This window comes from Pseudomonas sp. NPDC087804 (genome assembly GCF_044742965.1).
GTDB classification, from domain to species: Bacteria; Pseudomonadota; Gammaproteobacteria; order Pseudomonadales; family Pseudomonadaceae; genus Aquipseudomonas; species Aquipseudomonas rustica.
The window spans coordinates 1-13,488 of sequence record NZ_JBIUVN010000046.1 but is presented as its reverse complement, the minus strand read 5'-3'; the positions used below and the strand labels follow the sequence as shown (position 1 = coordinate 13,488).

Below are 13,488 nucleotides of genomic sequence, written 5' to 3'. Positions count from 1 at the left end.
GTGACAAATATGTAGCGCGTCATCAAAAACCCTAGAAGTCTGGGTTAAAGCGGTCCGAGCCGCGGGGGGAAGCGAAGGAAGGCCGAAGCCCCCGATCACCTGCATTAATCACAGTGCACCTTTCAAAAAAACCGCCGCGTTGGGACAGACCGGCAGATGAAACACCGGTACGTTGCTCGCTACACATTTTTTGGAATCGCCCAGCAAAGACTGCTTGGTAATCGGCAACTCCTGCAATTCAGGCGAATCCACAGAAGTTGTATCAAGAAGGGAGCGTAGTCTACCGGAATGCTCCTTTCAGCTCAAACCCAGATCTTCGCCTGTTGGCTGCCAATGCAATTTCCAGCCGTCCTGCCCATTGCCATCAAGCCCCGGCAGGTTCGCCACCGCGAGCAATTCGTCACCGCGAAACAGCAGCGGCAATCTGCCACGCACAAAACCCGGCACCGCGCGCTCATTGAGCAGGCGCTTGAGATCGCGATGACCGCGATCCGCCAAATGCATCACTTCGCCGCCCTGACGATAGGCGATACGCAACGGGCCGCAAGGATTTTGCCCGTCGAACATGACGCGACCGTTATCGGCCAAGCGTAGCGTTGACGACGGCGCTTGCCAGTCGGCGCCGATCATCGGCGTGCGCAACCAGTGGCCGCTGAGCCACCACACACGTCCGGCGCTGCGATGCAGTTCGCCATTGGCCAGACGCCAGATAGGCGAAGCATCGGAAGCCGCTTCGCAGAGATCCGTCCAACCCGACCAATGGTCGCTATCCGGCAGTTGGGTGAAGGCTTCGAGCCAATGACTGATCGCGTTGCGTTGGCGCGCGGCGGACAGGGCGGCGAGTGGCGCCAGTTCCAGCGACGGCAAACCCAGCCATTGGAAATCGTGCGGGGTGCTCGCTTGTGCCAAATCGATCTGCGCCAGTTCATCGAGCAGCCCCTGCGCCTCTCGCAGATGCGCGGCGCTGCGGGCCATGCTCGCCTGCGCTTGCGGCCAGCGCCCGGTCAGCAGCGGCATGACTTGATGGCGCAGATAGTTGCGAGAGAATTGCCGATCCTGATTGGACGGGTCTTCGATCCAGGTCAATTGATGAGCCTGTGCGTACGTTTCCAGTTCGGCGCGGGAGATGTCCAGCAGCGGCCGAACCAGCGTGCCCTGCCCCACCGGCCGCTGCGCCGGCATCGCGGACAATCCGCGCGCACCGGCGCCGCGCAACAGGCGAAATAACAGCGTCTCCGCCTGATCATCGCGATGCTGCCCGGTCAGCAACAGATCATTGGTCTGCGTCAGCGCACTGAACACCGCGTAACGCGCATCCCGTGCTGCTCGCTCCAGACTCGCACCCGGTTGCACCGCAACCCGCTCGATCAGCAACGAAACACCCAGCGCATCGCAAACGGCTTGGCAATGTTGCGGCCACGCATCAGCCGCAGCCTGAAGGCCGTGATGGATATGGACAGCGCTTAGCGGCGGGAGGGAATCGGATTTTGCCAGAGAGGCCAGCAGATGCAGCAGGACGGTGGAGTCGAGACCACCAGAGAAGGCGATACGCCAATGAGCGGCATTGCGCCAGGGCTCAAGGTTCAGCAGAAGCCGGGAAGGCAAATCACTCTTCGAAGAATTCATAGAGAGGGTCGCTTCTCAAGGATCCTGTAGGAGCTGCCGAAGGCTGCGATCTTTTGATCTTGAAAGATCGCAGCCTTCGGCAGCTCCTACAGGGGTACTGCGTTCGACTTAGAGGCCGTAGCTCATCAGTCGATCATAACGGCGCTTCAACAGCGCTTCGTTATCGAACTTCTTCAGCATCGCCAGTTGCGAGCTCAGCTCGGCACGAATCGAAGCAGCGGCAGTCGCCGGATCACGGTGCGCGCCGCCCAGAGGCTCGCCAATCACCTTGTCGACAATGCCCAGGCCTTTCAGACGCTCAGCGGTTATGCCCATCGCTTCAGCAGCATCCGGCGCTTTTTCGGCGGTTTTCCACAAAATCGATGCGCAACCTTCCGGCGAGATCACCGCGTAGGTCGAGTACTGCAGCATGTTCAACTGATCGCAGACGCCAATCGCCAGAGCACCGCCGGAACCACCTTCACCGATAACGGTGGCGATGATCGGGGTTTTCAGGCGCGACATCACACGCAGGTTCCAGGCGATCGCTTCACTCTGGTTGCGCTCTTCAGCGTCGATCCCAGGGTAAGCGCCCGGGGTGTCGATGAAGGTCAGGATCGGCATTTTGAAACGCTCGGCCATCTCCATCAGACGGCACGCCTTGCGGTAGCCTTCCGGACGCGGCATGCCGAAGTTGCGGCGAACCTTCTCGCGCACTTCGCGGCCTTTCTGGTGACCGATGATCATCACCGGCTGGTCTTCCAGACGGGCGATACCGCCAACGATGGCGGCGTCGTCAGAGAAGTGACGGTCGCCGTGCAGCTCGTCGAACTCGGTGAAGATGTGCTCGATGTAATCGAGGGTGTACGGGCGTTTCGGGTGACGCGCCAGGCGTGCGATCTGCCAGCTGGTCAGCTTGCCGAAGATGTCCTCGGTCAGCGTTTTGCTCTTGTCCTGCAGGCGGGAGATCTCATCGCCGATATTCAGCGAATTGTCATTACCGACCAAGCGCAACTCTTCGATCTTGGCTTGCAGGTCGGCGATCGGCTGTTCGAAATCTAGAAAATTCGGGTTCATAGGCGTCCGTCTTGGGTCGAGTCCCAAATAAGCTTGGGCCGGCCGGTTGTCTATTCGCGCCCTACCTTAAGGGAGAGGCGCGCTGAGGTCGAGATTAAAAATTCAGGTTTCGGGCAAGTGCAATGATGGCACTCGCCGGTCAACGGTATTGGAGGAAGACGTTGTCTCGCCCGAACTGGTCACGCAGAGCCTGAATCAAGGCATCCGCCGGGTCGATTCGCCACGTCTCGCCAAACTGCAGCAAGGTCTTCGCATCGGGGCTGGTGTACTCCATGGTCACCGGGCACGCGCCGCGATGGCGCTTGAGCAAATCACCCAACCAGCGTAGCTGATCGCCTTTCAGATCCTGGGTTTGCAGCTTCAGGCGCAGGCTCTCGGCGAGGTTGGTACGCGCATCTTCCATGCTCATCACGCGCTTGACCCGCAGGCGCAGGCCGCCGGAGAAGTCATCGTTGCTGACCTCGCCTTCAACCACCACCATCGCGTCGGTCTGCAATAGCGACTGCGCGGAGTGGAACGCATCGGCAAACAACGACGCCTCGATTCGCCCCGAACGGTCGTCGAGGGTGATGAAGCCCATCTTGTCGCCCTTTTTGTTCTTCATCACCCGCAGGGCAATGATCATTCCGGCCACGGTCTGCGTATCGCGGGCCGGTTTCAAGTCGATGATGCGCTGACGGGCAAAACGGCGGATCTCGCCTTCGTATTCGTCGATCGGGTGACCGGTCAGGTACAGGCCCAGGGTGTCTTTTTCACCCTTGAGGCGTTCTTTGAGGGTCAGCTCTTTGGCCTTGCGATGCACCGCGTAAACGTCGGCGTCTTCCTCGACGAACAAGCCGCCAAACAGGTCGGCGTGACCGCTGTCGTGGGTGCGCGCCGTCTGCTCGGCGGATTTGATCGCTTCTTCCATCGCCGCCAGCAGCACCGCACGGTTGCGGTCGATGTTGGCCTGATAAGCCTTTTGCTCTTCATGGAAGAACGGGCCGAGACGATCCAGCGCCCCGCTGCGGATCAAACCGTCGAGGGTGCGCTTGTTGATGCGTTTGAGGTCGACGCGGGCGCAGAAATCGAACAGATCCTTGAACGGCCCGTCCGCGCGCGCCTCAGTGATCGCCTCGACCGGACCCTCGCCCACACCCTTGATCGCGCCGAGGCCATAAATGATGCGGCCTTCGTCGTTCACCGTGAACTTGAATTCCGAAGTATTCACATCCGGCGCGTCGAGACGCAGCTTCATGGTGCGAATTTCTTCGATCAAGGTCACGACCTTGTCGGTGTTGTGCATGTCCGCCGACAGTACCGCGGCCATGAACGGCGCCGGGTAGTGGGTCTTCAGCCAGGCCGTCTGGTACGAAACCAGACCGTATGCAGCCGAGTGAGACTTGTTGAAGCCGTAACCGGCGAATTTTTCCACCAGGTCGAAAATGTTACCGGCAAGGTCGGCTTCGATATTGTTGGTCTTGCAACCTTCAATAAAACCGCCGCGCTGCTTGGCCATTTCTTCGGGCTTTTTCTTACCCATCGCCCGACGGAGCATGTCCGCACCGCCGAGGGTGTAACCGGCCATGACCTGGGCAATCTGCATCACCTGTTCTTGATACAGGATGATGCCGTACGTCGGCGCCAATACCGGCTTGAGGCCTTCGTATTGATAGTCGGAGTGCGGATACGCCAGCTCGGCGCGACCGTGCTTACGGTTGATAAAGTCATCAACCATGCCGGACTGCAACGGGCCCGGACGGAACAGGGCCACCAGTGCGATCAAGTCTTCCAGACAGTCGGGCTTGAGCTTTTTGATCAGCTCTTTCATGCCTCGCGACTCAAGCTGGAACACCGCGGTGGTTTCAGCTTTTTGCAACAGCGTGTAAGTCGGCTTGTCGTCGAGCGGAATGAACGCGATGTCCAGCGGCGGCTCGTCGACCTTGGCGCGGTCGCGGTTGATGGTCTTCAGCGCCCAGTCGATGACCGTCAGCGTCCGCAGACCGAGGAAGTCGAACTTCACCAGACCGGCGGCTTCAACGTCGTCCTTGTCGAACTGGGTTACCAGACCGTCGCCAGCCTCGTCGCAATAAATCGGCGAGAAGTCGGTCAGTTTGGTCGGGGCGATAACCACACCACCGGCGTGTTTACCGACGTTACGCACCACGCCTTCGAGCTTGCGCGCCATCTCCCAGATTTCGGCGGCCTCTTCATCGACCTTGATGAAGTCACGGAGGATTTCTTCCTGCTCGTAGGCTTTTTCCAGGGTCATGCCGACTTCGAACGGAATCATCTTCGACAGACGATCCGCCAGACCGTAAGACTTGCCCTGCACCCGCGCCACGTCGCGCACCACAGCCTTGGCGGCCATGGAACCGAAAGTGATGATCTGGCTTACCGCGTTGCGCCCGTACTTCTCGGCCACGTAATCGATCACGCGGTCACGACCGTCCATGCAGAAGTCGACGTCGAAGTCGGGCATCGATACCCGTTCCGGGTTAAGGAAACGTTCGAACAGCAGATCGTATTCCAGCGGGTCGAGGTCGGTGATCTTCTGCACGTAGGCCACCAGCGAACCGGCACCCGATCCACGGCCAGGGCCTACCGGCACGCCGTTGCTCTTGGCCCACTGGATAAAGTCCATAACGATCAGGAAGTAACCGGGGAAGCCCATCTGGATGATGATATCCAGCTCGAAATTCAAGCGATCAACATAGACCTGACGCTTGGCTTCGTAGTCTTCGGTGGTGTCTTTTGGCAGCAACACCGCCAAGCGCTCTTCGAGACCGTCGAAGGAGACTTTGCGGAAATATTCGTCGATGGTCATGCCATCGGGGATCGGGAAGTTGGGCAGGAAGTGCGTGCCCAGTTTCACGTCGATGTTGCAGCGCTTGGCGATCTCGACGGTGTTTTCAATCGCGTCGGGAATATCGCTGAACAGCTCGATCATCTCCTCGGCGCTTTTCAGGTATTGCTGATCGCTGTAGTTCTTCGAACGGCGCGGATCATCGAGGGCGCGGCCCTCACCGATGCAGACGCGGGTTTCGTGGGCGGCGAAGTCTTCCTGCTTGATGAAGCGCACATCGTTGCTCGCCACCAGCGGCGCGCCGAGTTTGTCGGCCAGCGCCACGGCGCCGTGCAGTTGTTCTTCATCGTTGGGACGGTTGGTGCGCTGGATTTCCAGATAGAAGCGATCCGGGAACACCGCCATCCATTCGCGCGTCAGTGCCTCGGCTTCAGCCGGGTTGCCACTGATCAGGGCCATGCCGATCTCGCCTTCTTTGGCGGCGGACAACATGATCAGGCCTTCGTTGGCTTCAGCGACCCACTCACGCTCGATGATGATCATGCCGTTGCGCTGGCCTTCAATGAAGCCGCGCGAGATCAACTCGGTGAGGTTGCGATAGCCCTTGGCGTTCATCACCAACAGGCTGAGCCGGCTCAGCGGAGCGTCCGGATCTTTGTTCGACAGCCACAGGTCGGCGCCGCAGATCGGCTTGATGCCGGCGCCCATGGTGTTTTTATAGAATTTGACCAGGGAACACATGTTGTTCTGGTCGGTGACCGCGACCGCCGGCATGTTCATGGCGGTCAGCGCCTTGACCAGCGGCTTGATCCGCACCAGCCCGTCGACCAGCGAGTATTCAGTGTGCAGGCGTAGATGAACGAATGAAGCCGGCATAGTGATCCTGTCCAGTTACATAGAGACAACAAGGCCCGGATTGTACCGGGCCTCGAACAAAACATCAGCCTTGCGACTAAACCTGCGTCAGGCCTTCCAGCGCTTCGTAAGCCAGACGCACCGGGGCGAACGAGCGCCGGTGAATCGGCGTCGGGCCCAGACGAACCAATGCTTCCAGATGAACGGGCGTCGGGTAGCCTTTATGGCCGCCGATGCCGTAACCCGGGTAGATCAATTCAAACGCAGCCATTTCACGGTCACGACTGACCTTGGCCAGAATCGACGCGGCAGCAATGGCCGGCACCTTACCGTCGCCCTGCACCACCGCTTCAGCGCGCATCGGCAAGTGTGGGCAGCGGTTGCCGTCGATCATCGCCAGTTTCGGCTGAATATGCAGGCCGGCGACCGCGCGCTGCATGGCGAGCATGGTCGCGTGAAGGATGTTCAGTTCGTCGATTTCTTCGACTTCGGCGCGGGCAATGCACCAGCTCAGCGACTTCTCGATGATCTCGTCGTAGAGCTTTTCGCGCTTGGCTTCGGTGAGTTTCTTCGAATCGTTGAGACCGAGGATCGGCCGGTTCGGATCGAGGATCACCGCCGCCGTCACCACTGCACCGCACAACGGGCCGCGACCGACTTCATCGACACCGGCCACCAATTCTTCGACTTCGGCGACCAGGGTGAAATCCAGGCCCATCTGCATGCTTGTCTTGCTCATTGTTTTTGACCGATCAGGTTAAGGACGGCGTCCGCCGCCTGATTGGAGGCATCCCGGCGCAGGGTGCGGTGGATCTCGTCGAAACCGCGCGTCTGCTCCTCACCGCCCTCGATCAGCGGCGACAAGGTCTGGGCCAGTGCTTCAACCGTCGCATCATCCTGCAACAATTCTGGCACCAGCAGACGCTGGGCGAGCAGGTTCGGCAAGGACACGTAAGGGCTCTTGACCATGCGCTTGAGAATCCAGAACGTCAGCGGTGCCAAGCGATAGGCGACCACCATCGGCCGCTTGTACAGCAGCGCTTCCAGGGTCGCGGTACCGGAAGCGATCAACACGGCGTTGCACGCGGCCAAGGCCAGATGGGATTTGCCGTCGAGCAAGGTCACCGGCAGATCGCGGCCGGCGAGCAACTCTTCGAGCTGCGCGCGGCGCTCGGCGTTGGCGCAAGGAATGACGAAACGCACGCCCGGGCGCATGCCGCGCAGGCGCTCGGCGGTATCGAGGAACAACGCGCCGAGTCGCGACACTTCGCCGCCACGGCTGCCGGGCATCAACGCCACCAGCGGGCCGTCGGGCAGGCCCAACTCGGCACGCGCGGCGGCACGATCAGCCTCCAACGGAATGGCATCGGCCAGCGTGTGACCGACGAACCGCACCGGCACGCCCTTCTCTTCGTAGAATTTCGCTTCGAACGGCAACAACGTGAGCATCAAATCGCAGCCTTCGCGAATCTTCAACACGCGCTTCTGCCGCCATGCCCACACCGACGGGCTGACGTAATGCACGGTTTTGATCCCGGCCTGACGCAGCTTCAGTTCGATATTGAGGTTGAAATCCGGGGCATCGATGCCGATGAACACATCCGGTTTCTCGGCGATCAGCGTGGCGATCAGCTCCTTGCGGCGCTTGAGCAACTCACGCAGACGCCCGAGCACTTCTACCAGGCCCATGACCGACAAGCGTTCCATGGGAAAGTAGGAAGTCAGGCCTTCGGCCTGCATCAACGGGCCACCCACACCGATGAACTCGACCGCCGGATGCTGCGCCTTGAGGGCGCGCATCAGACCGGCGCCGAGAATGTCGCCGGAAGCCTCACCCGCCACCAGCGCAATACGCAGATTAGCCATGATCAGCGAGTGATGCCGCGAGTCGACGACTGGATCGAGTCGCGGAAAATCGCAACTTCCGGGAACTGCGCCGCCGGTTCAGCCAGCTCAGCCAGTGCCTGCTCGACCGTCAGGCCTTGGCGGTAGACGGTTTTGTAGGCGCGACGCAGGGTGTGGATCGCATCTTCGCTGAAACCCCGACGGCGCATGCCCTCGAAGTTCATGCTGCGTGCTTCCGCCGGGTTGCCGAATACCGTCACGAACGCCGGAACGTCCTTGCCGATCGCCGTGCCCATGCCGGAAAAGCTGTGGGCGCCGATGTGGCAATACTGATGAACGAGGGTGAAACCGGAGAGGATCGCCCAGTCATCAACGTGTACATGGCCAGCCAACGCGGTGTTGTTGACCAGAATGCAGTTGTTGCCGATGACACTGTCGTGACCGATGTGGGCATAGGCCATGATCAGGTTGTGGTCGCCCAGCGTCGTTTCCGAACGATCCTGAACGGTGCCACGGTGAATGGTCACGCCTTCGCGGATGACGTTATGGTCACCAATCACCAGACGGGTTTCTTCACCTTTGTATTTCAGATCGGGCGTGTCCTCGCCTACCGAAGAAAACTGGTAGATGCGATTGTGCTTACCGATGCGGGTCGGGCCTTTAAGAATTACATGGGGCCCGATCACGGTACCCTCGCCGATTTCCACACCGGCGCCGACGATCGACCACGGGCCGACCTCGACACCGTCAGCCAGAACGGCCGACGGATCGATGATTGCGCGAGGGTCAATCAAACTCATAGCTTGCGTTCCGCGCAGATGATTTCAGCCGAGCAGACCGGCTTGCCGTCGACCGAAGCCTGGCATTCGAATTTCCAGATCTGACGCTTGCAGCTGAGGAACTTGGCTTCAAGGATCAACTGGTCGCCCGGCAATACAGGCTGGCGGAAGCGCAGCTTGTCGGAACCGACGAAGTAGTAAAGCGTGCCGTCGGCAGGCTTCACATCAAGCATTTTGAAACCGAGGATCCCGGCAGCCTGAGCCATCGCTTCGATGATCAATACACCCGGCATGATTGGATGCGCAGGGAAGTGACCATTGAAGAACGGTTCATTGATGCTGACATTCTTGTAGGCGCGAATGCGCTTGCCTTCAGTGTCCAGTTCCACCACCCGATCCACCAGCAGGAACGGGTAACGGTGAGGCAGGTATTCGCGAATCTCGTTGATGTCCATCATTTCGGGGGGAAGCCTATGTAAAGATTGGGAGCGCGACTGACGCGCACTCCTCTAGCAAATCAAGGAGGCAGTCTAGAGGCTGTGCACACTTGATATGGAAATGGTATCAGCCATCTGATGAAGCATTGCCGTCAGGGGTCACTTCCCCTACGCGCTTTTCCAGCTGTTTCAAACGTCGCGCGATGTCATCGAGCTGACGAATACGGGCCGCGCTTTTGCGCCATTCGGCCGCCGGTTGCATGGCTGTACCGGATGAGTAGGCGCCTGGCTCGGTAATCGAGTGGGTCACCATGGTCATCCCGGTGAGGAAAACGTTGTCGCAAATATCAATGTGCCCAACCAGACCGACACCGCCAGCGAGCATGCAATGCTTGCCGATCTTGGTGCTGCCGGAGATCCCGACACACGCGGCCATGGCAGTGTGATCACCGACCTGAACGTTGTGCGCGATCTGAATCTGGTTATCGAGTTTCACGCCATTGCCGATCACGGTATCGGCCAATGCGCCACGGTCGATAGCGGTATTCACGCCAATCTCTACGTCGTCGCCGATGGTCACGCCACCGATCTGGGCGATTTTCTGCCAGATACCCTTCTCGTTGGCAAAGCCGAAGCCCTCACCACCGAGCACAGCACCGGACTGAATCACCACACGTTTGCCGATGCGCACGTCGTGATACAGGGTCACGCGGGGCGCGAGCCAGCCGCCTTCACCAATTTCACTGCGCGCACCGATAAAGCAGTGGGCGCCCAAGGTCACTTGAGCAGCGATACGCGCACCGGCTTCGATCACTACAAACGGGCCGATGCTGGCGGTTGGATCAACCACCGCGTCGTCCGCAATCACTGCCGACGGGTGGATACCCGCCGCAGCTTTTGGTTTGGGATCGAACAAGTGCGAGATACGTGCGTAGGCCAGATAAGGATCCGGCACCACCAGCGCATTTCCGGCAAAGCCTTCAGCATCAGCTTCTTTGAGCAATAGCGCTGCCGCCTGCGAACCTGCCAGGAATTTGCGGTATTGAGGGTTTGCCAGAAAGCTCAACTGAGCTGGGCCAGCCTCTTGCAAAGTGGCTAGCCCAGTAATTTGCTTCTCCGGGTCGCCACGCAGGGTGGCGCCGAGGAACTCGGCCAACTGGCCGAGTTTGATGGTCACGGTCATGGGTTACTTCAGCTGATTCATGCGCTCGATAACCTGGCGCGTGATGTCGTACTGAGGTTTGACATCGATCACTGCGCCACGCTCGAACACCAGGTCAAAACCACCTTTCTTGATGACTTCTTCCACTGCGCCATCCAGCTTCGGCTTCAGTTGCTTGAGCATTTCGCGGTCAGCAACAGCTTTGGCTTCGTTCAGTTCTTTGGACTGGAACTGGAAGTCACGGGCCTTTTGCTTGAATTCAAGCTCCAGACGCTCGCGCTCACCCTGCTGCATTTTGTCGCCACCGGCCATCAGACGATCCTGAATGCCTTTGGCGCTGCTTTCCAGAGTCTTCAGTTTGGTCAGTTGCGGACCGAACTTTTTCTCGGCATCAACGGCGTACTTCTTGGCCGCGTCCGATTCCAGCAAAGCCATCTGATAGTTCAGAACAGCGATTTTCATGTCGGCGAAAGCCGGGCCTGCCACCAGTACGGAGGCCAGGAGAACCAATTGAGTCAACTTACGCACGATGCACTCCTACAAAATCCATTGTCGTTATCTTGGGTCAGACGCTTAGAACGTCTGGCCGAGGGAGAATTGGAACACTTGAGTTTCAGCGTCATCCGGTTTCTTGATCGGCATGGCCAACGCGAAGCTCAGAGGACCCAGTGCGGTGACCCAGGTCACGCCTACACCAACGGAACTCGCCATGTTGCTCAGACTGATGTCGTTGCACTGCGTGTTGGACTTCGAACCATCAGTGTTCGTGGTGTCCTTGCACTGCGAATCAAACACGTTACCCACATCCCAGAATACCGACGTACGCAGGGAGCGTTGATCTTTGACGAAAGGCAGCGGGAACAATACTTCAACACCGCCCTGAATCAGAACGTTGCCACCGAACGGCAGTGGATCCTGATCCGGATCGGGCAGAGTACCGTTTTTACCCGTGCTTGGTGTGCTGCGAGGACCCAGAGTGCTGTCCTTGAAGCCACGAACCGAGTTAAAACCACCAGCATAGTAGTTTTCATAGAACGGCAAGCCGTCAGTCGAACCGTAACCGTCGCCATAACCCAATTCGGTGTGCAGACGCAGGGTGTAGTTTTCAGTGATCGGCTGGAACAGCTGACCACGGTAATCAAGCTTGAAGAACGACAGGTCGCTGCCCGGAATCGTCGATTCCAGCGTCAGGCTCTGCGAACGACCACGGGTCGGCAGTACGCCTTTGTTCAGGGTCGATTCAGACCAGCCGGCCGACGCCTTGAAGTTCAGGTACTTGTCGCCTTCCTTGTTAACGAAGTCAAAAATCTCGTCAACTGTGTAGGTACCGGTTTTGATCTCATCCTGTTGAACGGACAGACCGAAGGTCAGACGCGAAGTCTCGCTGATCGGGTAGCCGACGTTTACGCCAGCACCCAGGCTGTCTACCGCATAGCTTGCAACGTCGACATCGAGGTCATCGTAGTCAGTGGTGCGATAGAACGCGTTGTAACCCAGGCTCACGCCATCGGCGGTCCAGTACGGGTCAACGTAGCCGAAGTTGTAGCGGCTCTGGTATTCGCTTCGGGTCAGGCCGACGCTGACGCGGTTACCGGTACCGAGGAAGTTGTTCTGGGTGATCGAACCACCGAGGATCAGACCGGCGCTCTGGGCGAAACCGACGCTGGCGGTGATCGAACCGGAAGCCTGCTCTTCAACGCTATAGTTCACGTCAACCTGGTCGTCGACACCTGGCACAGCCGGGGTTTCAACGTTGACTTCTTTAAAGAAGCCCAGACGCTCAAGACGGGTCTTGGACTGGTCGATCAGGTAGGTCGAAGCCCAGCCGCCTTCCATCTGACGCATTTCACGACGCAGCACTTCGTCTTCCGACTTGGTGTTGCCACGGAAGTTGATACGGTTGACGTAAGCACGCTTGCCCGGATCGACAGCAAACAGGATGTCGACAGTGTGGTCGTCATCGTGTGGCTGCGGAACACCGTTGACGTTGGCGAAGGTGTAACCCTCGTTACCCAGACGACGGGTGATCAGTTCAGAGGTGGTGGTCATCAGCTTGCGCGAGAACACCTGGCCTTTCTGCACCAGCAACAGCGATTTGACCTGGTCTTCAGGGACTTTCAGGTCACCGCTGAGTTTGACGTCACGAACGGTGTACTTCTCGCCTTCGGTGACGTTAACGGTGATGTAGACGTGTTTCTTGTCCGGGGTGATGGACACCTGGGTTGAAGCGATATCCATGTTGATATAGCCGCGGTCCAGGTAGTAGGAGCGCAGACGCTCCAGGTCACCGGAAAGCTTTTCACGGGCGTACTTGTCATCGTTCTTGAAGAACGACAGCCAGTTGGTGGTTTTCAGCTCGAACAGGTCGGTCAGGTCTTCCTCAGGGAAAACCGTGTTGCCAACGACGTTGATGTGCTGAATGGCCGCAACGGTACCTTCGTTGATCTTCACTTTCAGACCAACACGGTTACGTGGCTGCGAAACCACTTCGGTATCAACGGTGGCCGAGTAGCGACCCTGAGCAACGTACTGACGCTGCAGTTCGTTACGCACACCTTCGAGGGTGGCACGCTGGAAGATCTCGCCTTCGGACAGACCGGACTGTTTGAGGCCTTTCATCAAGTCTTCGGTGGAGATCGCCTTGTTGCCTTCGATCTCGATACTGGCGACCGACGGACGTTCAACGACCGTGATTACCAGTACGTTGCCTTCGCGGCCCAGCTGGATATCTTGAAAGAAACCGGTTTTGAACAACGCACGAGTGGATTCCACCAGGCGACGATCATCCGCCTGCTCGCCGACGTTCAACGGCAAGGCACCAAAGACACTACCCGCGGAGACCCGCTGGAGGCCATTGACGCGAATATCAGAGATAGTGAAGGACTCGGCGTGAACTTCGGCGATCATCAATACGGTGAGAACCGCAGTTAGCAGCAGACGTTT

Annotated in this window: 10 protein-coding genes; all 10 read right to left on the bottom strand. The window is 58.7% G+C overall.

The features are described from left to right. Positions 1-297: 297 nt before the first annotated feature. A complete protein-coding gene (gene tilS / locus ACIOMO_RS27275; RefSeq protein WP_401244581.1) occupies positions 298-1,626 on the bottom strand; it encodes a tRNA lysidine(34) synthetase TilS in 1,329 nt (442 codons plus the stop codon). Positions 1,627-1,734: 108 nt separating this feature from the next. Further along, the gene (locus ACIOMO_RS27270; RefSeq protein ID WP_053117644.1) at positions 1,735-2,682 is read right to left on the bottom strand and encodes an acetyl-CoA carboxylase carboxyltransferase subunit alpha; all 948 of its coding nucleotides are present in this window, start codon (positions 2,680-2,682) and stop codon (positions 1,735-1,737) included. Between the two features lie 139 nt (positions 2,683-2,821). Beyond that, positions 2,822-6,343 carry a DNA polymerase III subunit alpha gene (gene dnaE, locus ACIOMO_RS27265; RefSeq protein ID WP_053117642.1) on the bottom strand — a complete coding sequence of 1,174 codons (3,522 nt, stop codon included), beginning with the start codon at positions 6,341-6,343 and terminating at the stop codon, positions 2,822-2,824. Positions 6,344-6,419: 76 nt separating this feature from the next. Beyond that, the gene (gene rnhB, locus ACIOMO_RS27260) at positions 6,420-7,046 is read right to left on the bottom strand and encodes a ribonuclease HII (protein ID WP_159813170.1); all 627 of its coding nucleotides are present in this window, start codon (positions 7,044-7,046) and stop codon (positions 6,420-6,422) included. Between the two features lie 11 nt (positions 7,047-7,057). Then, positions 7,058-8,188: a lipid-A-disaccharide synthase gene (gene lpxB / locus ACIOMO_RS27255; RefSeq protein ID WP_282352477.1), complete on the bottom strand. Its 1,131-nt coding sequence runs from the start codon at positions 8,186-8,188 to the stop codon at positions 7,058-7,060. Positions 8,189-8,190: 2 nt separating this feature from the next. Beyond that, complete coding sequence (gene lpxA, locus ACIOMO_RS27250) at positions 8,191-8,967, bottom strand: acyl-ACP--UDP-N-acetylglucosamine O-acyltransferase (protein ID WP_159813095.1); 777 nt, start codon at positions 8,965-8,967, stop codon at positions 8,191-8,193. Further along, entirely contained in the window at positions 8,964-9,404 is a 441-nt protein-coding gene (fabZ, locus tag ACIOMO_RS27245; RefSeq protein ID WP_053117635.1) for a 3-hydroxyacyl-ACP dehydratase FabZ, read from the bottom strand. The genes lpxA and fabZ overlap by 4 nt, the downstream gene beginning before the upstream one ends. Before the next feature lie 106 nt (positions 9,405-9,510). Beyond that, the gene (gene lpxD / locus ACIOMO_RS27240; protein ID WP_212545336.1) at positions 9,511-10,566 is read right to left on the bottom strand and encodes a UDP-3-O-(3-hydroxymyristoyl)glucosamine N-acyltransferase; all 1,056 of its coding nucleotides are present in this window, start codon (positions 10,564-10,566) and stop codon (positions 9,511-9,513) included. Between the two features lie 3 nt (positions 10,567-10,569). Further along, the gene (locus ACIOMO_RS27235; RefSeq protein ID WP_042557882.1) at positions 10,570-11,073 is read right to left on the bottom strand and encodes an OmpH family outer membrane protein; all 504 of its coding nucleotides are present in this window, start codon (positions 11,071-11,073) and stop codon (positions 10,570-10,572) included. Between the two features lie 45 nt (positions 11,074-11,118). Beyond that, a partial coding sequence (bamA, locus tag ACIOMO_RS27230; protein ID WP_401244577.1) for an outer membrane protein assembly factor BamA occupies positions 11,119-13,488 on the bottom strand: 2,370 nt, incomplete at its 5' end.

Bases quoted from the DNA above. Each gene is read 5' to 3' on its own strand.
- tilS (WP_401244581.1), bottom strand. From the start codon at position 1,626: ATGAATTCTTCGAAGAGTGATTTGCCTTCCCGGCTTCTGCTGAACCTT.
- fabZ (WP_053117635.1), bottom strand. From the start codon at position 9,404: ATGATGGACATCAACGAGATTCGCGAATACCTGCCTCACCGTTACCCG.
- lpxA (WP_159813095.1), bottom strand. From the start codon at position 8,967: ATGAGTTTGATTGACCCTCGCGCAATCATCGATCCGTCGGCCGTTCTG.
- rnhB (WP_159813170.1), bottom strand. From the start codon at position 7,046: ATGCAGATGGGCCTGGATTTCACCCTGGTCGCCGAAGTCGAAGAATTG.
- ACIOMO_RS27270 (WP_053117644.1), bottom strand. From the start codon at position 2,682: ATGAACCCGAATTTTCTAGATTTCGAACAGCCGATCGCCGACCTGCAA.
- dnaE (WP_053117642.1), bottom strand. From the start codon at position 6,343: ATGCCGGCTTCATTCGTTCATCTACGCCTGCACACTGAATACTCGCTG.
- lpxB (WP_282352477.1), bottom strand. From the start codon at position 8,188: ATGGCTAATCTGCGTATTGCGCTGGTGGCGGGTGAGGCTTCCGGCGAC.
- lpxD (WP_212545336.1), bottom strand. From the start codon at position 10,566: ATGACCGTGACCATCAAACTCGGCCAGTTGGCCGAGTTCCTCGGCGCC.